Annotated in this window: 17 protein-coding genes; 7 read left to right on the forward strand and 10 right to left on the reverse strand. The window is 68.8% G+C overall.

Annotation, left to right across the window (positions count from 1 at the left end):
* Window positions 1–26: 26 nt before the first annotated feature.
* The 3 genes from OG936_RS06875 to OG936_RS06885 all read right to left on the reverse strand — a co-directional run bounded on the left by OG936_RS06875 (window position 27) and on the right by OG936_RS06885 (window position 2,887).
* The gene (locus OG936_RS06875) at window positions 27–1,088 is read right to left on the reverse strand and encodes an aminotransferase class V-fold PLP-dependent enzyme (protein ID WP_406493248.1); all 1,062 of its coding nucleotides are present in this window, start codon (window positions 1,086–1,088) and stop codon (window positions 27–29) included.
* 261 nt (window positions 1,089–1,349) lie between these two features.
* Window positions 1,350–2,069 carry a DsbA family oxidoreductase gene (locus tag OG936_RS06880; protein ID WP_406493249.1) on the reverse strand — a complete coding sequence of 240 codons (720 nt, stop codon included), beginning with the start codon at window positions 2,067–2,069 and terminating at the stop codon, window positions 1,350–1,352.
* A gap of 404 nt (window positions 2,070–2,473) precedes the next feature.
* Entirely contained in the window at window positions 2,474–2,887 is a 414-nt protein-coding gene (locus OG936_RS06885; RefSeq protein WP_406493251.1) for a hypothetical protein, read from the reverse strand.
* Window positions 2,888–2,902: 15 nt separating this feature from the next.
* Between OG936_RS06885 and OG936_RS06890 the strand changes: the two genes are divergently transcribed.
* Window positions 2,903–3,085, forward strand: coding sequence for a hypothetical protein (locus OG936_RS06890; protein ID WP_406493252.1), 183 nt, complete (start codon window positions 2,903–2,905; stop codon window positions 3,083–3,085).
* A 339-nt stretch (window positions 3,086–3,424) separates the two neighbouring features.
* Here the strand turns inward: OG936_RS06890 and OG936_RS06895 are convergent, their stop codons facing one another.
* Window positions 3,425–5,533, reverse strand: coding sequence for a prolyl oligopeptidase family serine peptidase (locus OG936_RS06895; RefSeq protein ID WP_406493254.1), 2,109 nt, complete (start codon window positions 5,531–5,533; stop codon window positions 3,425–3,427).
* On the reverse strand, window positions 5,534–7,123 hold the full coding sequence (locus tag OG936_RS06900) for an ABC transporter substrate-binding protein (protein ID WP_406493256.1): 1,590 nt from the start codon (window positions 7,121–7,123) through the stop codon (window positions 5,534–5,536).
* A 779-nt stretch (window positions 7,124–7,902) separates the two neighbouring features.
* On the opposite strand from OG936_RS06900, the gene OG936_RS06905 reads away from it, so the two are divergent.
* The 3 genes from OG936_RS06905 (at window position 7,903) to OG936_RS06915 (ending at window position 9,080) form a co-directional block, all read left to right on the forward strand.
* Complete coding sequence (locus OG936_RS06905) at window positions 7,903–8,229, forward strand: Scr1 family TA system antitoxin-like transcriptional regulator (RefSeq protein ID WP_406493258.1); 327 nt, start codon at window positions 7,903–7,905, stop codon at window positions 8,227–8,229.
* A gap of 36 nt (window positions 8,230–8,265) precedes the next feature.
* On the forward strand, window positions 8,266–8,472 hold the full coding sequence (locus OG936_RS06910) for a DUF397 domain-containing protein (protein ID WP_406493260.1): 207 nt from the start codon (window positions 8,266–8,268) through the stop codon (window positions 8,470–8,472).
* A 278-nt stretch (window positions 8,473–8,750) separates the two neighbouring features.
* Entirely contained in the window at window positions 8,751–9,080 is a 330-nt protein-coding gene (locus OG936_RS06915) for a hypothetical protein (RefSeq protein ID WP_406493261.1), read from the forward strand.
* A gap of 161 nt (window positions 9,081–9,241) precedes the next feature.
* On the opposite strand, the gene OG936_RS06920 is transcribed toward OG936_RS06915, so the two are convergent.
* From OG936_RS06920 to OG936_RS06940, 5 genes are all read right to left on the reverse strand, one after another.
* Window positions 9,242–10,414 (reverse strand): HupE/UreJ family protein, encoded by a 1,173-nt coding sequence (locus tag OG936_RS06920; protein ID WP_406493263.1) that lies wholly within the window; start codon window positions 10,412–10,414, stop codon window positions 9,242–9,244.
* Window positions 10,415–10,532: 118 nt separating this feature from the next.
* Window positions 10,533–14,510 (reverse strand): metallophosphoesterase, encoded by a 3,978-nt coding sequence (locus OG936_RS06925; protein ID WP_406493265.1) that lies wholly within the window; start codon window positions 14,508–14,510, stop codon window positions 10,533–10,535.
* 278 nt (window positions 14,511–14,788) lie between these two features.
* Window positions 14,789–15,142: a hypothetical protein gene (locus OG936_RS06930; protein WP_406493267.1), complete on the reverse strand. Its 354-nt coding sequence runs from the start codon at window positions 15,140–15,142 to the stop codon at window positions 14,789–14,791.
* Between the two features lie 130 nt (window positions 15,143–15,272).
* The gene (locus OG936_RS06935) at window positions 15,273–15,884 is read right to left on the reverse strand and encodes a DUF1349 domain-containing protein (RefSeq protein ID WP_406500341.1); all 612 of its coding nucleotides are present in this window, start codon (window positions 15,882–15,884) and stop codon (window positions 15,273–15,275) included.
* Complete coding sequence (locus OG936_RS06940) at window positions 15,884–17,404, reverse strand: aldehyde dehydrogenase (NADP(+)) (RefSeq protein WP_406493268.1); 1,521 nt, start codon at window positions 17,402–17,404, stop codon at window positions 15,884–15,886. Before OG936_RS06940 ends, OG936_RS06935 begins: the two co-directional genes overlap by 1 nt.
* A gap of 171 nt (window positions 17,405–17,575) precedes the next feature.
* On the opposite strand from OG936_RS06940, the gene OG936_RS06945 reads away from it, so the two are divergent.
* The 3 genes from OG936_RS06945 (at window position 17,576) to OG936_RS06955 (ending at window position 20,377) form a co-directional block, all read left to right on the forward strand.
* Window positions 17,576–18,346: an IclR family transcriptional regulator gene (locus tag OG936_RS06945; RefSeq protein WP_406493269.1), complete on the forward strand. Its 771-nt coding sequence runs from the start codon at window positions 17,576–17,578 to the stop codon at window positions 18,344–18,346.
* Between the two features lie 3 nt (window positions 18,347–18,349).
* Window positions 18,350–18,823 (forward strand): GNAT family N-acetyltransferase, encoded by a 474-nt coding sequence (locus tag OG936_RS06950; RefSeq protein WP_406493271.1) that lies wholly within the window; start codon window positions 18,350–18,352, stop codon window positions 18,821–18,823.
* A gap of 102 nt (window positions 18,824–18,925) precedes the next feature.
* Window positions 18,926–20,377, forward strand: a complete 1,452-nt coding sequence (locus tag OG936_RS06955; protein WP_406493272.1) for a penicillin-binding transpeptidase domain-containing protein — start codon at window positions 18,926–18,928, stop codon at window positions 20,375–20,377.
* The last annotated feature ends 274 nt before the right edge of the window (window positions 20,378–20,651 follow it).

Genomic DNA, 20,651 nt, shown 5'->3' on the forward strand with positions numbered 1-20,651 from the left:
TTCCCTCACCCGGCATCCGGGCGGGTTCAGCCGGAGAGCACGTCCAGGACCCGGTCCACATCGGCCTCCGTGTTGTACAGGTGGAAGGCCGCGCGCAGGTTCCCCGCCCGGTTCGAGACCATCACCCCGGCCCGCGCCAGCCCGGGCTCCCGTCCGCCGAGTCCGGGCACGACGACGATCGCCGACTCCCCCGGCACCGCCTCGTGCCCCAGCCCGGCCAGCCCCGCCCGCATCCGGGCCGCGAGCCCGGTGGCGTGGGCGTGGAGGGCGTCGATGCCGACCTCGCCGAGCAGCGCGAGGGAGTGCTCGGCACCGTGGTACGAGAGGAAGGCGGGCGGTTCGTCGTAGCGGCGGGCGGTCGGGGAGAGCCGCTCGACCGGGCCGTACGTGCTGTTCCACGGGTCGTCGGAGGCGACCCACGCGGCGAAGACGGCCGGCAGGGTGCGCTGCGCCTCCTCGGTGACGGTGAGGAACGACGCGCCACGCGGGCAGAGCAGGAATTTGAAGCCGCCGGTGACGGTGTAGTCGTACGCCCCGGCGTCCAGCGGCAGCCAGCCGGCCGACTGGGTGGCGTCGAGCAGGGTCCGGGCGCCGTGGGCGGCCGCAGCCGCGCGTACCGCGTCGAGATCGGCGATCCGGCCGTCGGCGGACTGCACGGCCGAGAAGGCGACGAGCGCGGTACCGGGCCGTACCGCGTCGGCCAGTCCGTCCAGCGGGACATAGCGCACCTCGAGATCGCCACGGACCGCGAACGGGCTGACGACGGAGCTGAACTCGCCCTCGGGCGCCAGGACTTCGGCCCCCGGCGGCAGCGAGGCCGCGATCAGTCCGACGTGTACGGAGACCGAGCTGCCGGCGGCGACCCGGTCGGCGTCCACACCGGCGAGGCGGGCGAAGCCGGCCCGGGCCGCTTCCACCGCCTCGAAGTCGCCGGAGCCGGCGCTGCGCCCCGTGGCGATCGCCTCCGCGAGTGCCTGCACCGCCGCCACGGTGCGCCGGGGCAGCAGCCCGCAGGTGGAGGTGTTGAGGTACGTGGTCTCCGGTGCGAACTCGTCGTCCGCCGTACGGCTGAGCGAAGTAGTCTCCATGGGCCCAGCGTGCGGCGCCCTTGACCCCTCGTCAATTACGAGGAGTCGAGGGGCACACCCCAACGGTGCCGGGGGCTCAGGCGGTGCGGCCGCCCCGCGGACTCAGGCACGAAGCCCGGCAGGCGGGCGGCTCAGGCCCAGCTTCCGGCCGACGGGCTCAGGCACAGCTTCCGGTCTGCGGACTCAGGCATGACGCCCGGTCCGCGGACTCAGGCATGACGCCCGGTCCGCGGACTCAGGCATGACGCCCGGTCCGCGGACTCAGGCGTTGTTTCCGGTCTGCGGAACCTCGCAGGCGCCGTCGGCGTCGCACGCCGCGGCGTCCCCGCCGATCGCCGTGAGCGGCCGGTCCCGCCACGCCTGTTCGAGCGCCTGGGCGAACACCTCGGCGGGCTGGCCGCCGGAGATCCCGTACCGCCGGTCGAGCACGAAGAACGGCACGGCGTTGGCCCCCAGCTCGGACGCCTCCCGCTCGTCGGCCCGCACCTCGGCGGCGTAGGCCTCCGGGTCGGCGAGAACGGCCCGTGCCTCGTCGGCGTCGAGACCGGCCTCGACGGCCAGCTCGACCAGCACGTCACCGTCGAAGACGGAACGCTCCTCGGCGAAATTCGCCCGGTAGGCGAGGCTCAGCAGCTCGTCCTGGCGGCCCCGGGCCTTGGCCAGGTGGAGCAGCCGGTGGATGTCGAAGGTGTTGCCGTGGTCACGGCCCTCGGTGAGGTAGCCGAGCCCTTCGGACTGCGCGTTGGCCGCGACGTTCGCCTCCATGGCCCGCGCCTCTTCACGGGTGCGCCCGTACTTCTGCGCCAGCATGTCGATCACCTGCGTGGTGTCACCCTTGGGGTACCCGGGGTCGAGCTCGAAGGACCGGTGCACGACCTCGACGTCGTCGCGGTGGGCGAACCCCGCCAGCCCCTTCTCGAAGCGGGCCTTCCCTATGTAGCACCACGGGCAGGCGATGTCGCTCCAGATCTCGACGCGCATGATTCTTCTTCTCTCCGTGTTCCCGTACGTACAGCTCAGGCGACGCGGAGCCACCCTCCGCTCCCGTACACAACGTGCGAGCGGACTCTCCCATTCCCCGGTTGCGTCCGCTTCCATGCCGACATACTGGAGGCAGCTCCTGGCCCCCCAGCGCGGCTTACCAACGGACGGATCTTCGGAGATCTGACGACCTTGCAAGGTAAGGGGGCCAGCCCACAGCCGGCCCCCTCTCCCTCCCGGAGCACTTCCGCCGGGTGGGCGGCGGCCTGCTTCTTTGGCTGGAAGAAGAAGTCGAGCAGCATCCGCGGCACCTTGCGTGCGTCTCGCCTCCATTCGACTCGGGGCGATTCGAACGCGCGAAAGCAACGATGGATGTCAAGCCTTTCCCGGAGAGCGTTTCCGACTCAGCTCGCGTCGCGGAGCATCGGGGCGGCCGGGGCCGAGGCTATGCCGAGGGCCAGCATCGCGGTGGCTGCGAGTGCGGCAGGTGTGTGGTCCGGGGGCATGAGGATGACTGTCCACGGACGAGCCTGACCGTTGCCTCCCGAGTTGCCGATGAGCATCATCGTGATCACCCATGCGACGGGAGTGATGGCGGCCACCTGATGACCCGCTATCCGGCGGGCGCAGAGCATCAGCCCGACCAGGAACGCGGTATTGCGGCCGGCGGTGTTCGCAGTCTGGGCGTCGAGGAGCACAGTCACGGTGTACGCCACGGCGACCGTGGTCAGGACGGTGGCCAGGACCAGTGCCTGGTCGAAGCGGGAAACGGGACGACTTGGGTGTAAGTCCGCACCGGCTCGGTGCGGACCTGGCATGCCTCAAATCACCACATGTGGACGCGTGTCACGCTCAGCGTCGGTCCGCTGCCGGAACCGTTCGTGGTTCCGTTCACCGTCTTGATCTGGAAGAAGAGGTCACCGCCCTTGCGCCCGGTCCGCTCTCCGTGGGACTGGCCTCCGCTGAAGCAGGCGGTGAAGGCCTTCGCCTCCCACTCCTCGTTCGGGGTGGTGTAGTTGTAGTTGATCAGCTGAACCTTGGTCGACTCGTTGGTGATGGAACCGTGGTCGGGGTTCTGCAGTTGTAGAAGTCAATGATCGTCGGGGCTGTCGCGATGTTGGTCTTGCTGGACTGGAAGCCGGGCCGCACGCCCGAGAGTTAGCTGTCGATGGCCTGTGTCGAGATTCCCCCTCCTTGCCCCCGAGGGCGTCCTCGGCAGACGCGGCAGGTGCGGCGACGAGCGGCAGCACGGCGGCACAGGCCACGACCGCCGCCGCCGCTTCTCGGACCGGGTCTTCCGTGCCCTGCCTGCCAACGAAGCGGCACGACTTCAGCGCGACCAACCTTCCACAGAATCAGTCGAGTTGGCTGCTTGACATAGGAGCGTCGATCGAGGGCACCAGCCACCGGTCGAACCAGTCCCTGGTACGGCGCAGGAGGTCGAGTTGGTGGTTGCGCTCCCGTATCCCATGGCCTTCTCGCGGGTAGACGACATACTCGTGCTCGACGCCGAACCGGACCAGAGCGCGGTGGAAGAACTCCGCCTGGGATGGTGGGACGTTCGTGTCGTCCTCGCCCTGCAAGATCAGCACCGGGGTACGGATTTTCGAGGCGAACGAGACCGGGCTGAGCTGGTCGTGCCGGTGCGGGCCTGTTCCCTCCCAACCGGTACTGCCGCCCAGAGCGGCCTCGAACGCCCCGTATTCGCCGGTTGCCGCTTGCATCCCCCAGTCGCTGATGCCGGCTCCCATCAGGCCGGCCCGGAATCGGTCCGTCTGCCCGACGGCCCAGGCAGCCATGAATCCGCCATGGCTCCATCCCCCGATCCCGAGCCGGTCCGGGTCGGCGACCCCGCCGGTGACCAGCAGGTCAATCCCGGTGACGATGTCGGTCCACTCATCCATGCCGACCGCACCCGCGACGCTCGCGGCAAAAGCATGACCATGCCCCTGGCCACCGCGCGGATTCGGCAGAAACACCGCGTAGCCGGCGGTGGCCAGCCACTGCCCGCTGATGTGCACGCCCAGCATGAACTGGTCCGCGTACCGGTCGGCCGGGCCGCCGTGGACCAACGTGACGAGGGGGAAGGGTCCCTCGTTCCGGGTCTTACCAGCCGGGAGGATCAGCAGACCGTCCAGCGCCAGTCCATCGGACGCCTTGTAGGACAGGCGTTCTTGAGTACCCCACCGGATGCCGCGAAACTCGGGCCTGGTATCGCTGATCCTGGCCAACGGCCCCTCCGGGGCCCCTGCGTGGACGTTCACGGGTTCGTAGGCCGTACTCACCAGGGCAGCGACGACATCACCGGATCGACTCGCGGTCAACGCCGTCAACAGACCGTCCGCACGCGCCACTTCCACCAGGCGCGACCCGCCCTGGTCGAGCCGGTGGACAGCGGTGTCCAGGCCGTCGGCGACAACGACCAGCGGCGGACCGGAGGCGACCTGGACGAGACCCGACGGACAGGCGGTCATCCCGTCCGTCAGGTTGCGGGGCTCGGCCGCAGCCCCGGAGAGCGGCACCACGACGTCGAACACGGCGGTGCCGCCCACCAGCCCCGGCGAGGTGACAGCCAGATATGCCAGGTGCCAGCCGGCTTCAGCTCGCCACCAGGTGAGCGAAGACGCCTCTGCCACCGCCGGTCCGAGATCCTGCGTCGTCCCACCCTCCAGATCCAGCAGATGAAGTCGGGGCGCCTGCGAACCGGGGTCCAGATCGGGCGTCGCCCAGGTGAGCACAGCCAGCGGACCACCGTCGGGTCGCTGGACCATCTCGACGGCGTGACGATCGCCGACGGCGGCCGGAGTACGGATCTCCCCGGTGCGCAAGTCCAGCAGCCGAATCCGGTCCAGCGGCACACGCTCGCCCCAGACCCGGGCGTCGTCCCGCTCTCTCGCCCGCCGCCTGTCCTCATCGGTCGGCTCGTCCTGCGCGAAGAGGGCGACCATGTCGGGATCGCTCAACGGAAGGTGGCCATGGATCCCGCCACTCCAGGCAGTCAGGGTCTCCACGTCACCGCCGGCCAGCCGAATCCGGTGCAGTTGGGTCGTGCCGTCCTCGGCCCGGTCCGAGAGAAAGAAGACCGCTTCCGAGTCCGGCGCCCACTGTGGCGACCGATCCGCCGTCGTGCCTGCAACCAGTTCCCGGGGCGCCGTACTTCTATCAACGGCCGCTATCCAAAGATGGCTGACCGGACGCTCGCCGGCCTGTCCGATCGCCGCCACTTCATAGACGACCCACCGGCAGTCGGGCGAGACCACCGGGGCGCGCGGCGCGGAACCGTCCGCCACCAACTCCGCGGTCAACTCAGTCGCAACGTCTTCCATCATGCTTGCTGATTCTCCGTTCAACAGGCGCAGCGCATAGTCATGCTCACGAAGACGTGGACCCTGCACTTCGCCGACCTGGAAACCACAACAGCGTGATCCCATGCCAACCCCCGAAGGAGTTCGGAAACCGACCACTTAGTCCGCGGTGCTGAGTTCCCAGAACCGGAAGACGGTCGAGGTGTCCAGGCAGTTCTGCAGGCCCCGGACGTTCTCGTGGGCGACCGCGTACTGCTTGCCCTGCCAGAGCGGCAGGAGTGGCAGCTGGCGCGCGACGATGTCCTGCAGCTTCATGAACTCCTGCCGGGTGTCCGCACGGTCCGTCATGGACGAGGTCCTCGGGATGATCTGCTTGGTTATCTCGCTGTTCTCGTAATTGTTCGACAGGACGTTTCCCTTGCCGAAGAACGGCTGGGTGAAATTGTCGGGGTCGGGGTAATCCGGTACCCAGCCCTTGACATAGACGCCGTACTTTCCCTCGGAGATGTCCTTCTCGTATTGCTCGAACGGGACGGACTTCATCCTGGCGTCGAAGAGTCCGCTCTTGTTCAGCTGATCGGCGATGGTCCGCAGTTCGTCGTCGGTGGCGGGTCCGTAACGGCTCGGAGTGGACCAGAGGGTGAGTTTCACCTTGTCGGTGATACCGGAGTCCCGCAGGAGATCCTTCGCCCGTTCTGGTTGCGGGACGTCGCCGTACGTGTCGAAGAAGGAGGTGCCGTGGCCGGTGATGCCGACCGGGACGATCGAGTAGAGCGGTGCCGCCGTGGACTGGTAGACCTGACTGACCAGGGAGTTGCGGTCGACGAGATAGGCAATGGCCTTGCGCACGGCGAGCTTGCCGACCACGGGGTCGGCGATGTTGAAGACCATGTGCTGGACTTCGGCGCTGCTTCCCTGGACCACCTCGAGGCCGTCGTTCTGCGCGGTGGGCGAGGTGTCCAGGGCGGCTATCGCCTTGGCGGTGAGGCCACGGTAGGCGATGTCGACCTTGCCCTTTTCCAGGGACGTTTCGAGGGCCTGCTGGTCACCGCGGAAGAGTTTCAGCGTCACGCCGGAGTTCTTCACCTCGGCGTTTCCGTGGTAGCCGGAGTAGACCGAGAAAACGGCCTTCGACTTGTCGAAGGAGTCCAGCTGATAGGGACCGGAACCAACCGTCTTGCCGCCCTTGAGCAGCCGGTTCTTGGGGTAGACGCGATGGTCCACGATGGAACCGGCACCCGATGCGATCTTGCTGGGAAATATCGCATCGGGCACGTTGAGGTGGAAGACGACGGTCTTCTCGCTCGGGGTGGTGATCGACGAGATGGTGGAGAGCAGCGGCGCCGGGCCCGCCGGGTCGTTGATTCCGATTGCCCGGTCGAAGGAGTATTTGACGTCCTCCGATGTGAGGCTGTTGCCGTTGCTGAACTTCAGGCCGTCACGCAGGGTGCAGGTATAGGTCTTGCTGCCGTCCGAGAAATGGCACTCCTCGGCCGCCTCCGGCACAGGGGTGGAGCTCCCGGGCGGGAAGCTCAGCAAGGACTGGAAGACGTTGCTGAACAGCAGCCAGGACCCCGGGTCGTACCCCGCCGCCGGATCCGTCGCGAGGATGCCGTCGGACATCCCGACGACCATCCTGTCCTTGGACTCGAACGGCCAGATCTGATCCTGGGAGCCGCAGCCCGTCAGCAGCACCACTGCCATTCCCCCGGCGATCAGGGTGCTCGACCGCCTCGTACGAACCTTCACAGAACGTGCCTCATACTCTCGGCCGGCCACAGGGGTGCACCCGGACAACCGGATCAGGTCGGGAAATACTGCGAACGGCACGCCTGTCCGGCATATTCAGCCGGGCCGGGCGCGGTGGTGCGGACTGAACATTGTGCCTGGACCGGGCGTTCACCAGGAATTCCAGGCATAGTGACCAACTTTCGCATTCCCAGCCAGTGAACGGCACGGGCAGGCTATGGCCGGTCTCGTGGTGCCGTCGATCAATCTAGTAGTTGACGGCATTGCGCGATGGCACATCATGCGCCAATTAATTCCCGCGCTCCGCCGGGGATGTTGGCCTGGTTTGCCTAATATCACATGGTGATGGTCGAGCTGATCGGCCCGGTCGTCACCCCGCCCGACTGATCGACGAACCGGCCCGGGAGGGCGGTAAGCGGGGCCACGGGGCAGCACCAAAAGCCCCCTTCCTGGACACTGCGGCTGTTCACCGGCCGCAGGGCTACCTCCCGTCCCGCCCCCCGCGCCATCGAGGCTGAAAATCGTCGGATTACCGCGGAACCCTCGAACTTCCGGCGTCCATCGGCACCCCGGTTCTTCCCGCAGATCTTCCCGGTTTCCTACAGCTGGTCTTGCGCCGTCCCGGGGGCCATGGCGACGTGGACCGCCACGTCCCGGTCGAGGACGGCTCGCGGACCCCGCACTCCTCAGGGCTTCGGGCGTAGTCGGCCGTCGTCCGGTTCGTGACGGTTCGTTGGGCGGTGGGGGTACATGCAGGTCAGGCACGGGCTTCCGAGATCATGGAGTTCTCGACGCCCCGTGACCTCATCGGGGAGGCAGTCCTCCGACGCCCGGTCGGTAAATGGAACGTCCACAAGGAGCAGTTCGAAGAGCTGCTCAGGCTCGGCAGGCTTCGCAACGTGGAGCTCCAGGTCATGCCGCTTGACCGTCCTGAACACGCGGGCCTGGCCGGCCCGTTCATCCTCCTCACGCCCACGCGCAAGCCCCAGGTCGGATACCTTGAGGTGCAGAACATCAGCCGATTGATCACCGACCGTCCCGGAGGAGGTCCGAATCCTGGCCGCACGATATGGATGCATCCGGTCTCAGGCGCTCACTCCGCGTGAGTCCTCGGCTCTGATCGAAAGGTTGCTGAAAGACCGATGAAGCCCGACGTCCGCGTTCAGAACCCGGCAGACAACTCGTGGTTCAAGAGCAGCTACAGCTCCAACGAGGGCGGCGAGTGCATCGAGGTGGCCAATACCGAAGAGGCGGTCCTCATCCGCGACTCGAAAGACGCGTCCCTTCCCCACCTGACGCTCACCCACACCGGCTGGAAGCACTTCGTGCGGTACGCGGCCGGAGCCTGACCGACGAACCACCCGGCGCTACCCGCACGACGCCGGGTGCTCGCCGGCCAGGACGATTCGGAGAAGCGATGAGCCGACCCGAGCCTGGTTGTCCTCGACACGCAGAGCGTGCACGGAGAGGGCATACGACAGCCTCTGCGGCTGCAGCCCCTGATCCGGGCAGCCGACGCCGTTCTTGATGTGCTCGGCCTACAGACCAGCGGTGTTCCGCCGTCGGTGGGGTCCGGGGACCCCACCGACGGCGTTCCCTCACCCCACCTGATACGAGGACCAGCGTCATGTCCGATCCCACCCCCGACGACACCCCTGAGCAGCCGAGGCTGTGGCAGGTGGAAACAGCCATGGTCGCTACAGCGGCCGAACACGAGGAGCTGATGGACCGGCTGACCGACGTGTTGTGCCCCGACCCTGAGCACGAGGGGCCATGCCCCATTCCTTGGGCCATGCACAGCGTCAACGGGGACTCCCTGTCTCGCGGCCGGCGCAAAGCACTGCTGGCTGAAATCAGGGGAACCAACTGGAATCCGGAGGACGACCAGGACACCAGCGAAACCGGAGCAACGTGGAAAGACCGCCTGAACGTATTCAGACGGCGTCCGATGTGGTGAGTCGGCCCGCTGGGCTGCGGCCTTGCGCCTGGGGAGCGGACGAGCCGCAAGGCGGTGGGCCGCCCGGGACGAGGCAGCAGTGATCCACCGGAAGTCCGGTCGGCACCACCGCGTACATCTCGCCGGAGCAGGTACGGCTACGAGTCTCCGGCGGACCCAAGTCACGCCGCGACGGACAGCCGGTCCCAGAACCAGTACAGGCTGACGATCACGATGGGCGCGGTCATCGCGGGCAGGGCCCAGCGGTGTGCGGGAGTCCTGCGAAGGAGGAGCAGCAGCGGGAAGACCACGGCGATGATGCCCAACTGCACCGCCTCGATGCCGACGTTGAAGCTCAGCAGCGACAGCAGCAGTTCCCAGGACCAGCTCTCCTCGATGCCCAGCGCGCCCGCGAAGCCCAGACCGTGGACGAGACCGAACAGGAAGACGACCGGCAGCCGCCAGGACCCGGTCCCCTCGCGGTCGCGCAAAACGACACTCGCGAGCGCCACGACGACGATGGAGCCCGCGATGACCGGCTCCACGACCGATCCCGGCACGTTCACGACGCCCATGGCCGCCAGCAGGAACGTGATGCTGTGCGCGACCGTGAAGGCGGTCGCCGTGAGGACGATGTCGCGCAGGTCACGGGCTCCTATGAGCAGTGACAGGAGGAAGAGGATGTGGTCGAGGCCGAACAGCAGGTGTTCGGTGCCGAGCAGGAAGAACTCCACGATCTGGTGCGACTCGTGGTGTCCGCCGGTCTCCAGGGCCGGTTCGGCGGCGGTCAGGATCTGCGAGCCCCGCTGCCCGTCGATGTCGTAGTGGACGATCGTCTCCGTGCTGTGGACGAAGCTCTCGGCGTCGGGGAACAGGGCGCTGGAGATCGTGTAGGTGCCGTCTGCGCCCGTCGCGCAGTCGTAGGCCAGGGTGAGGACGGCGAACGGCCGGGTGCCTCGGGTGCGGACGTCCGCGTCGCCGACGCGGCGCGGTGTGCAGGAGGTGTCGTCGCGGGTGACGGCGAAGCGTCCGGTGACGTATTCGGTCACCGCGTCGGCATTGGTCTTCAGCTGGTGCAGTTGCTCCGCGCGGTTCTTCGCCCCGTACGCCTCGGCGTAGAGCCAGGCCGACTTCATGAGCAGGTCGTATTCGAGGTCGAGGGTCGCCTCGATGCGGGTTCCGGTGCCCTCCACCGCGACGTACGCGGTCGAGGTCGCGTCGTGCGCGGCGGCGGGGGCCGGGTGGGCGAAGCCGATGGCGAGCACGGCCACCAGGGCCGCCACGGTGGTGATGAGCGCGGCGGGCAGCCGGGAGGAGGGCGCGGGTGCCGGCAGGGGCAAGGGGGCGGGACGCATGGAGGTCTCGGTTCTCGTGGTCGAGGGCCGGGCAGTGGAGGGGGCCCGCTGTCCCGGACCGCTCGGGGCCGGGACAGCGGGTGTGGTGCCGGTCGCGTGCTACCGGCGGGTCAACCGGTCACCGCCGGTCGGTGGACGACGTGAACCACGGGTAGGCGGGCACGTCGGGTCCCCAGGTGCCGGGCCGGCCGTGGCCGTCCTTGGTCACGAAGGCGCTGGGCGCGGAGGCGGTCACGCCGCCGCCGGTGGAGCGCGCCGTGACGAACCACGCGTGGGTCGTGCCGGGCTTGAGTCCCTTCCAGGTCACCGAGGCGACCCCACCGGAGTCGGCCTCGGACCTCCCGATGATGCTGACGGGGTTGTAGAGCGCCAGCGAGTCGGTCTTGAAGGTCGTCTTGCGGGTGCTGAGGTCGATCGGGAGGACCATGTTGTCCTCGGTTCCGTCGTAACGGTGGTTCGCGTCGTACTCGGTGGCACCGAACTCGTCGAGCAGCGGCGAGTAGGTGTCCACGGTCAGTTCGGACCGGTCGACGTCGAACTGGAGCATCCGGAAGAAGCTCGCGCCGAACCGCAATTGGTCGTTCGGCCGGTAGCCGCCGATCTCGGTGAGTCCGAGCCGGTCCGCGGACACCGTGTAGAACTGGTAGTCGGCGAGCAGTTCGACGACGCCGTGGGCGACCTCGCCGACACGCGGCTTCACGTTGGTGCCGACGCCGTGCTCATGACCGGCGAGGATCAGGAACACGTTCGGGTTGTCCTGGACCACCGTCTTGTACAGCATCGAGCCGTCCGGCGCGGAGAACTTGGCGCCGCGTCCGTCGGGGTTGCTGCTCGGGGCGAGGTAGTCGTGCGAGAGCAGGATGCCGTTGCGGTCGGGATAGCGCTTGAAGATCGAGTCGGCCCATTCGGCTTCCTCGCGCGTCACCCCGTAGGACAGGCCGACGACGACGAAGTCGAGGCCGCCGGCGGAGAACAGGTCGTAATGGTTCTGATTGTCGCCCGGGCGCCATGGCCCGCCGTACTTGGCGTGCTTCCAGCCCTCGGAGAGCGCCTGGTAGCGCTCGGGCCCGTAGTACTGGTTGTAGATCGCGTCCGGACCGTTCTCGGTGCCCGACTGGTTGTCATGGTTGCCCGCGATCACACCGTTCGGCACACCCGCGTCGTCCAGGATCTTCTGCTGCTTCGAGGACATCTCCAGTTCGCCGGTGACCTGGCGCCGGGTGGCTTCGTCGGCGGGCTTGCGGATGTTGTTCTCGATGATGTCGCCGGTGTGGGCGACGTACGCGATCTTGCGCTTGTCCTTGTTGTCGGCGACCCAGCGCGAGACGTCGCCGTACGCCTTCTCCCAGACCGCGCGCTCCCCTGCCGTCTCCTGCTCCACCGCGCCCTCGGAGAGGTACTGCGTGTCGGTGTAGTGGACGATCGAGAAATCGTACGAGTCGGGGTCGGCGAACTTGTTCGGATCACCGGCGTCGACGTCGTCGGCGAACGGGTCCTCGCCGGTCACCATGACATGGACCCGCTGCCCGTCGACGTGCTTCCGGTCGACGACGGCGGTCAGGACGGTGTCGCCGTCGGCGGCGCCGCGGGCACTGGTGAGGACGTCCCACTGCTTCGTCGCGGTGTTCCACACGCGCAGCGCGGCGAGCCGCTCCGGGTCGATAACGCCCTCCCAGCGCAGCACCGGAGCGTCGACATGGCCCTTCACCTGGACGTCGAACCGCTGATACGTGACGTCCTCGGCGGCCGGCGCGTCGAGCGTCCTGCCGTCGGCGGGTGCGAGGCCGTCGGCCTTCACCTTCTTCTCGCCCTTGACCTTGAGCGTCGTGGGAACGGACGCGGCCGTTCCCACGTACACCTGGTTGGGGGTGAGGATCTCGGCCTCGGAGAAGGTGGCGCTCACCGTGCCGCCATCGGGCTCGGCGACCTTGGCCGACAGTTTGACGTCGCTGCCCGCGTCGGTCGTCCCGGACTTCGGGGTGAGGTCGGCGGGGGTGTCCGGGATGCCGGCGGAGGTGAACTCGACCTCGCGTGTGCCGCTGTTGCCGAGACTGTCGGTGCCGGACACCGACAGCGTGTGCTCGCCGGCGGACAGACCGGGACCCACAAAGGCGCCGAGCTCGACCGGCTTGCCGTCGAGCTTCACGTCGGGACCGTTCACCACGCCGGAGAGGTCCTGGAGCCGGACGTCGAGGACGACCGACGCGTTGATCCTCTGGCCGGCGGCGGGGATGCTGGAGGCGATCTGGGGCGCCGAGTTGTCGGTGGTCAGGACGCGGGTCGCCGTCTTGCCCGTCTTCGATGTCGCGGCCAGGGTGTGCTTGCCGTCGTCGATCTTCGCGGTGTCGAGGTCTACGCGGAGGCCCTGGGCCGGGCCCTCGACGAAGAACTCCAGGTCGATCTCGGTCAGCGGGTTGACGTTGTCGCCGCAGTTGCCGTCACCGAAGCTGTACGAGCCCTTGAGCATCCGGCCGGTGGCGGTGCCGTCCGCCGGGGTGAGGGTGATGCCGGAGACGGCGAAGTCGTCGCGGTTGTCGCCGCACGACGTCGGATATGTGCCGGTGACGAAGTCGATCGTGTTCCAGCCGGGGACGAGCCACTCGTTCGGGAAAGCGAGGTCGACGTGCCGGCTGACGAAGTCGCTGTCGATCACGTGCTTCTGACCGTTCACCAGGATGTGGTTCTGGTAGCGGGCCTCGATCGAGTTGCTGCCCACGGTGAAACCGAGGGCCGCGTTGCCGGATCCGAGGGTGTCGGATACTCGCACGCCGGGGGCGTCGATCGTGTAGTGCAGTTCCACCTCGCGCAGGCGGGTGTCGCTGCTGCCACAGGTGCCGTCGCCCATGGCGTACGAGTCCGCGATGTCCTGGCCCGTGACGGTCGCGCCGTCGAGGGTGAGAGCGAGCCGCGCGATGTCGAAGTCGTCGCGGTTGTTGCCGCAGCTCTCCTTGTACGGGCCGGTGACGACCGTGATGGTGTTGTCACCGGGTACCAGGTGGCGTGCCGGGATCGCTATGTCGACCCGCTGGCTCACCCAGGTACCGCCCAGGTCGATGCGCTTGCCGTTGACGAGCAGGTAGTTGTCGTTCCGGTCGTCGATCGAGTCCGGCCCGACGTCGAAGGAGAAGGTCGCCGCGCCGTTGCCGAGGTGCGGATCGGTGACAGGCGTGCCACCGTCCACGGTCAGCGACTCGACGCCGCCCTCGGCGCCCGCCGGGAAGTTCGCGAACACCGGCTGCGGACCCTTCACCAGCGTGCCGTCCTTGGGCAGCAGCCGGGGGGCGCCCGCCGGGGCGTTGTTCACCGTCACCGTGTTCTTGACGGTCTTGCCCGAGACGGTTTTCGCGGTGAGGGCGTGCTCGCCGTTGGCGAACTCCGTGGTGTCCAGATCGGCTTTGAGGCCAGTGGTGCCCTGTGGGTCGCCCAGGACGAAGAAGCTGAGCGTCGCCTTCGTCAGCAGCGAGGTGTTCGAACCGCAGCTGCCGTCGCCGAAGGAGTACGTGTACTCGTTCTCCTCGCCGTCCGCGACCTCGCCGAGTAGGTCCAGGCTGATGTCGGACAGTACGAAGTCGTCGTAATTGGTGCCGCACGAGCTGTCGACCGCGCCGGCCAGGATCTCGATCTTGTTCTCGCCCTTGACCAGGTGCTGGTTCGGGATCTCGATCGTGCCCCGCTCATTGACGAGGTCACCGATCTCGGCCCGGTACTCGCCGTTGACCAGCACGTAGTTGTGGTAGCGAGCCTCCGTCGAGTTCGACCCGACGTCGAAGCCGAGCCGGGACACCCCGACCGTCCGCTCCGCGTCGATCGCCTTCCCGTCGACCGCGAGCCCCGTCACGGAGTCGCCGGCCAGCGTGGGCGTGGCCGCGACCTTCTCCGTGTCCTCCAGATAGGCCCCGTCGCCGGGGGTGAGGACCGGCAGAATCGTGGCGTCCGCCGACCCGCTCTGCCCCGGTGTGCGCTGTCCCGAACCGGTTTCGGCGTATGCCGTGGTCAGGTTGCCGCTCGCGAGGAGCAGCGCGGTGAGGGCCACCCCCGCCAGCCGTCGCCCGCCCGATCTGCCACCCGGCCGTATTCGCCGCTCTGTTGGCCGCATCAGCAGCCGTCCTTCCTGATCGCCGCAAGGTGAAGGGCACGCCGTGAAGTTGTACGACATGCCCATCGCGGATGGTGGGCGGCGCAGGTGAACGGAGTCGTATCACCCGTGAACCATCAGCGGAAGAATTCCTCCACGGCACGGCCAAAGTTGTGCCTCCGGACATCGGCCGGGGGCACAACACCTCACATGGCAGTCGACGCCCTGGCCGGACGCCCGGGGGCCGCCGAGTCGGAACGTTGCCCCAGCCGTGTCGCGAGACCTGGACCGACGTGCCATCAGGCGTAACTGAGGATCAGGGACACCGTCATGAGCTGCGCCGCGATGTGCAGGCCCAGCAGCCAGCCGCGGGCCGAGGTGAACGGGAGCCACTTCCGCGGCCGGGCGACCGCCGCGACGCCGAGTACGACCGCCGCCACCAGGCAACCGGGGATCCAGCCAGGGGGGACATCGGCGCACTCCACGCCGTAGGTCAGGCAGCCGGACGCCCGGGTCGTGCTCAGCACGAAGAGGCCGGAGCCGATCAGCGCGGGCACGAGCATTCCCAGGGCGAACCATGAGGCCGTGCGGGTGTTGCGGTCCGCACGCTCGGTGTCGGCGGTGCGAGCCTCGGCGGCGGGAGTGGTCTTCATGCGGCCCAACCAACCCTCCGACAGAAGCGGAGGGTTGGGGGCCGGTACTCGGTTCCGCTGAGTATGCGCACGCATTCGTTCGGTGCGGCGACGGATGTGCGAGTCTGTTCAGTTCCCGTCGCGCAGATCCTCAAGTCCCGTCGCGCAGATCCTCAAGTCCCGTCGTACGGAACGCGATCCGGTCGAACGTCGCCTCGCAGCCCTCGCCCGTGGGCGACTGGACCAGGAAGCCGACCGATGCCGCGGCCGCCTCCTGCGGATCGCCGAGGGCGAAGACGCGGACGAAGGTCCACTTCTCGCCGTCGGCGGAGGCGTGGAAGGCGAACGCGTTGCCGGTGCGGCTGAGGCGGAGCCAGTAGCTGTCACCGTCCACGACGAAGGAGTTGACGTCGTCGGAGTGGTCGCGGGTGACGACCGTACAGACGGTGGGGAGGTCCGGGGAGAGTTCCAGGCATAGCTTGGCCCACTCGCGTTCCCCGACGTGGAGGTAGAGCACACCCGCGTCGAAGGCCGCGGCGAAACCGACGCGCACCCGGGCGAGGAGTTGGAAGTCGCCCGGGGGCGCGGTGCCGAGGAGGCGGGGGGCATCGCTCGCGGGGTCGAGGGCGTCGCCGCCCGGTGGTACGAAGCGGTCCTGGCGGGCGCCCGCACGGGCGGTCAGTGCGCCGCTCTCGTACGTCCAGTCGGCCTCGGGGCCGAAGGGGCGCAGCTCAAAGGGGAGTTCGGGGAGGTGCGGGGTCATCATGCGCGGCGGCCGTCCACTCGGCGGGGCAGGTTCAGGGGGTTGTCCTCGCGGAGCTCCGGGGGGAGCAGGGCCTCGGGGGTCGTCTGGTAGGTGACCGGGCGCAGCCAGCGTTCGATGGCGGTGGCGCCGACCGAAGTCGAGGTGGAGGTGGTGGCCGGGTAGGGGCCGCCGTGGTGCTGCGCGGGGGCGACGGCGACTCCCGTCGGCCAGCCGTTGACGAGGATCCGGCCGGCCAGCGGGGTGAGGGCCGCGAGAAGGGTGGGGGCGTCGGCGTCGGCGCCGTCCGTGGCGATCTGGAGGGTGGCGGTGAGGTTGCCGGGGAGCCGGGAGAGGACCGCGGTGATCTCGTCCGTGGAGGCGTAGCGGGCGACGACGGTGACGGGGCCGAAGCACTCCTCCAGGAGCGCGTCGTGCGGGCCCTCGGCGGTGAGGAGGTGCGCCGGTACGGTGAGGAAGCCGGCCGAGACGGTGTGCTCGCCGCCCGCGCCGGGGGTGACCGGGGCCTCCACGTCGGGCAGTTCGGCCCGTTCGCGTACGCCCGCGACGAAGGCGTCGCGCATCCGGTGGTCGAGCAGGGCCCCGGCCTCGGTGTCGCTGACCGCGTCGGTCAGGGACTTCAGCAGCCGGTCGCCGCTCTCGCCGGCCGGGGCCAGGACGAAGCCGGGCTTGGTGCAGAACTGGCCCGACCCCATCGTCATCGAGCCCGCGAGTCCGGTGCCGATCTGCTCGCCGCGCTCGTCGGCGGCGGCCTCGGTGACGACGACGGGGTTGAGGGAGCCCAGCTCGCCGTGGAAGGGGATGGGGGTGGGGCGGGCGCCCGCCGCGTCGAACAGGGCGCGTCCGCCGCGTACGGAACCGGTGAAGCCGGCGGCGGCGACGAGCGGGTGCTTGATCAGCTCGATGCCCGCCTCGAAGCCGTGCACCAGGACCAGTACGTCCTCCGGCAGGCCGACGCGGGCCGCCGCCCGGCGCAGTACGGAAGCGCACAGTTCGGAGGTGGCGGGGTGGTCGGGGTGCGCCTTGACGACGACCGGGCAGCCGGCGGCCAGCGCGCTCGCGGTGTCGCCGCCGGGGACGGAGAAGGCGAGCGGGAAGTTGCTGGCCGCGTACACCGCGACGACGCCGAGCGGGATCTTGTAGCGGCGCAGGTCGGGCCAGGGCGGGGTCCTGGTGGCGTCCTCGTGGTCGATGTGGATGTCGAGGAAGGCGCCCTCGTCGACGACCTCCGCGAAGGCCTTCAACTGCGCTGCGGTGCGCGCGAGTTCACCGGTGAGCCGGGCCGGGCCGAGTGCGGTCTCGGCGTCGGCGGCCTCGATGATGTGCTCCCCGGCCCCGGTGAGCAGCTCGGCGGCGGTACGCAGGAACGCGGCGCGCACGGCGCGGTCGGCGAGCGACGCGCGTACCGCGTGGGCGGCCCGGACCGCGCGATCGACCTCCTCCGCTGTAGCCTCCACCGCAACCTGCTCACGCGGGTTCCCGGTGCGGGGGTCGACGCTCCAGACTGGTGCTGCTGCCACCGTGATTCCTTCCGCTCCACTGCCACACATCAGAGTTGTTCGGTATTCTGAACAGAGTTCCTGATCGTGAATATGCGGCGACTCTATTTCCGGGCGTTCGGTGTTGGCAAGAAGTCGCTGAGTTCAACAGGTCGCAGGATTTCGTAAGTGGGCTGGAAGGGGCGTTGGGCGATGTCGGCTGCCGAGTCTGGTGGGGCGCAGGTCAAGTCCGCCGTGCGGACGGTGGAACTGCTCGAATACTTCGCCGGGCGACCCGGCATGCACTCGCTCGCCGCGGTGCAGGAGGCCGTCGGCTATCCCAAGTCCAGCCTCTACATGCTGCTGCGCACGCTGGTGGAGCTGGGCTGGGTGGAGACCGACGCGACGGGCACGCGGTACGGGATCGGCGTACGGGCCCTGCTCGTCGGCACCTCGTACATCGACGGCGACGAGGTCGTCGCGGCGGCCCGCCCGACGCTGGACCGGCTCGCCGACGACACGACGGAGACCATCCACCTGGCCCGCCTGGACGGCACGAACGTGGTGTACCTCGCCACCCGGCAGTCCCAGCACTATCTGCGCCCCTTCACCCGCGTCGGCCGCCGGCGGCCCGCCCATTCCACCTCGCTCGGCAAGGCCCTGCTGGCCACCCACAGCGACGAGCAGGTCCGCAAGATGCTCCCTCGGACGCTGCCCGCGCTGACCGAGCACACCATCACCGACCGCGAGAAGCTCATCGAAGAGCTGCACCTCGTCCGCGAGCAGGGTTACGCGGTGGACCGCGAGGAGAACACCCTCGGGCTGCGCTGCTTCGGCGTCGCCGTCCCGTACCGCACCCCGGCCCGTGACGCCATCAGCTGCTCGGTGCCGGTCGCCCGGCTCACGCCCGCGCACGAGCAGCTGGTGAAGGACGCGCTGTTCGACGCGCGGGACCGCCTGACGCTGGCCACCCGGAGGCTCTGAACCATGCGGATTTCCCTGCGCGAGGTACGGGAGGGCGACCTGGCATCGTTCTTCGTGTTCATGTCCGACCCGGAGTCGGTCAGGACGGCCGCCTTCACCAGCGAGGACCCCACCGACCGGCACGCCTTCGACGCCTACTGGCGGCGCGTCCTGGCCGACCGCTCGGTCGTGATGCGGACGGTGGTCGCGGACGGTGTGGTGGTCGGCAACGCCGGGGCGTACGGGCGGCCGGACGACCGCCAGGTCACCTACTGGATCGACCGCGCGCACTGGGGCCGCGGGCTCGCGACGGCCGCGCTGCGGGCGCTGCTCGACGTCGTACCGGACCGCCCGCTGCACGCGCGGGCCGCGGCCGACAACACCGGGTCGCGCCGGGTGCTGGAGAAGTGCGGGTTCGCCGTCACCGGAAGCGACCACGGGTACGCGCGCGCCCGCGGCGAGGACACCGACGAGCTGCTGTTCACCCTGCCGGGGTGACCCGGGGCATCGCCCCCGGTCACCCCGGCCGATCATGAGGAATCGGTGAGAAGCGGCACAACCGGGAACGCCGCGCGGTGCCCCGCTCGTCCCTCCCCTGGGATGAACAAAACGATCAGGCACGCCTCGGTCTTCTGTCTGCTGCTGGTCCTCGCCCTGCTGGTGCGGGCGACCTGGGTGCAGGCGTACCAGGCACAGGCGCTCGCAGACAACGAACACAACCGGCGGAACACCATCGCGCAGTACGCGCAGCCGCTCGGCGACATCATCGTGGCCGGGAACCCGGTCACCGGCTCGAAGAGGACGGTGGGCGGCGACCTCGCGTACAAGCGCACCTACAAGCAGGGCGATCTCTACTCGGCCGTCACCGGCTACAGCTCGCAGGCGTACGGTGCCACGCAGCTCGAAGGGATCTACAGCCAGGTGCTGGACGGCACCGACGACCGGCTGAAGAACCCGATGGACGTGGTGACGGGCAAGCAGGCGGCCCCCGGCGACGTCCTGACGACGATCGACCCGGCTGTGCAGAAGGCGGCGTACGAGGCGCTCGGCACCGACAAGGGCGCGGCCGTCGCGATCGACCCGAAGACCGGGCAGGTGCTGGGCGTGGTCTCCACGCCTTCGTACGACCCGTCGAAGATCAGCGGGACGGCGGACGGCGACGCCTGGCAGAAGCTGCTCGACGACCCGGACAAGCCGCTGGTCAACCGGGCGCTGCGGCAGCCGCTGGCACCCGGTTCGACGTTCAAGCTGGTGGTGGCGGCCGCGGCGCTGGAGGACGGGCTGTACAGCTCCGTCGACGAGCCCACGGACAGCCCCAATCCGTACCCGTTGCCCGGCAGCAGCAGGAACCTGGAGAACGAGAGCGCCTCGGCCCCCTGCGAGAACGCCACGCTGCGCACCGCGCTCCAGTACTCCTGCAACAACGTCTTCGGGAAGGTCGCCGTCGACCTCGGCCAGGACAAGGTCAGGGCGATGGCGGAGAAGTTCGGCTTCAACACCGCGAAGCTGGACATGCCGGTGCGGGCCTCCGAGAGCGTCTACCCGTCCGGCATGGACAAGGCGCAGACGGCGCTGTCGGGCATCGGCCAGTTCGATGTCACCGCAACGCCGCTGCAGATCGCCATGGTCTCGGCCGCCCTCGCCAACGGCGGCGAACTGGCCGCACCCCACATGGTGTCCCGGGTGACGGACGCCAAGGGCAACACGTTGCAGGACTTCGCGGACGGGGACATGAAGCGGGTCGTCTCGCAGTCCACCGCCGAGCAGCTGCGCAGCGCGATGGTGACCGTCGTCGAACAGGGCACCGGCACCAACGCCCGGATCGCGGGGGCCGAGGTGGGCGGCAAGACGGGGACCGCGCAGAACGGCGTGGGCAACAGCAAGTCCCCGTACGCCTGGTTCACCTCCTACGCGAAGGACAGGTCCAGCGGCAAGGAGGTCGCGGTGGCGGTGGTCGTCGAGGACTCGGGCGCGGCCCGCGCGGAGGTCAGCGGCAACGGTCTGGCGGCGCCGATCGCCCAGAAGATGATGAAGGCGGCGCTCAAGGGGTGAGATCGGGGTGGGCGTCGCCAAGGTCATGAGTGAAGGACTCTCGCGTCTCGCGCCTCATATATGACGCACGAAGTACGACATATATGACGCACGAAGTACGACGCGATGAAGCCGGAGGGGGCCGGAATGTTTCGTCAAAGCTTCTGACCGAACAACTTCGCGGGCATCCGGCATGTGCCGTACACCCGGTGCGGGGCCGGCACGCGCGGCCGGGTGCGCGGTAGGGCATCCGCCCGATGCGGGCGGGCGTACTCAGTCACCAGCCTGAACCTGT

Source organism: Streptomyces sp. NBC_00846, from assembly GCF_045207325.1.
Lineage (GTDB): Bacteria > Actinomycetota > Actinomycetes > Streptomycetales > Streptomycetaceae > Streptomyces.

Bases quoted from the DNA above. Each gene is read 5' to 3' on its own strand.
- OG936_RS06875 (WP_406493248.1), bottom strand. From the start codon at position 1,088: ATGGAGACTACTTCGCTCAGCCGTACGGCGGACGACGAGTTCGCACCG.
- OG936_RS06880 (WP_406493249.1), bottom strand. From the start codon at position 2,069: ATGCGCGTCGAGATCTGGAGCGACATCGCCTGCCCGTGGTGCTACATA.
- OG936_RS06885 (WP_406493251.1), bottom strand. From the start codon at position 2,887: ATGCCAGGTCCGCACCGAGCCGGTGCGGACTTACACCCAAGTCGTCCC.
- OG936_RS06890 (WP_406493252.1), top strand. From the start codon at position 2,903: ATGTGGACGCGTGTCACGCTCAGCGTCGGTCCGCTGCCGGAACCGTTC.
- OG936_RS06905 (WP_406493258.1), top strand. From the start codon at position 7,903: ATGGAGTTCTCGACGCCCCGTGACCTCATCGGGGAGGCAGTCCTCCGA.
- OG936_RS06910 (WP_406493260.1), top strand. From the start codon at position 8,266: ATGAAGCCCGACGTCCGCGTTCAGAACCCGGCAGACAACTCGTGGTTC.
- OG936_RS06915 (WP_406493261.1), top strand. From the start codon at position 8,751: ATGTCCGATCCCACCCCCGACGACACCCCTGAGCAGCCGAGGCTGTGG.
- OG936_RS06920 (WP_406493263.1), bottom strand. From the start codon at position 10,414: ATGCGTCCCGCCCCCTTGCCCCTGCCGGCACCCGCGCCCTCCTCCCGG.
- OG936_RS06925 (WP_406493265.1), bottom strand. From the start codon at position 14,510: ATGCGGCCAACAGAGCGGCGAATACGGCCGGGTGGCAGATCGGGCGGG.
- OG936_RS06930 (WP_406493267.1), bottom strand. From the start codon at position 15,142: ATGAAGACCACTCCCGCCGCCGAGGCTCGCACCGCCGACACCGAGCGT.
- OG936_RS06935 (WP_406500341.1), bottom strand. From the start codon at position 15,884: ATGACCCCGCACCTCCCCGAACTCCCCTTTGAGCTGCGCCCCTTCGGC.
- OG936_RS06945 (WP_406493269.1), top strand. From the start codon at position 17,576: ATGTCGGCTGCCGAGTCTGGTGGGGCGCAGGTCAAGTCCGCCGTGCGG.
- OG936_RS06950 (WP_406493271.1), top strand. From the start codon at position 18,350: ATGCGGATTTCCCTGCGCGAGGTACGGGAGGGCGACCTGGCATCGTTC.
- OG936_RS06955 (WP_406493272.1), top strand. From the start codon at position 18,926: ATGAACAAAACGATCAGGCACGCCTCGGTCTTCTGTCTGCTGCTGGTC.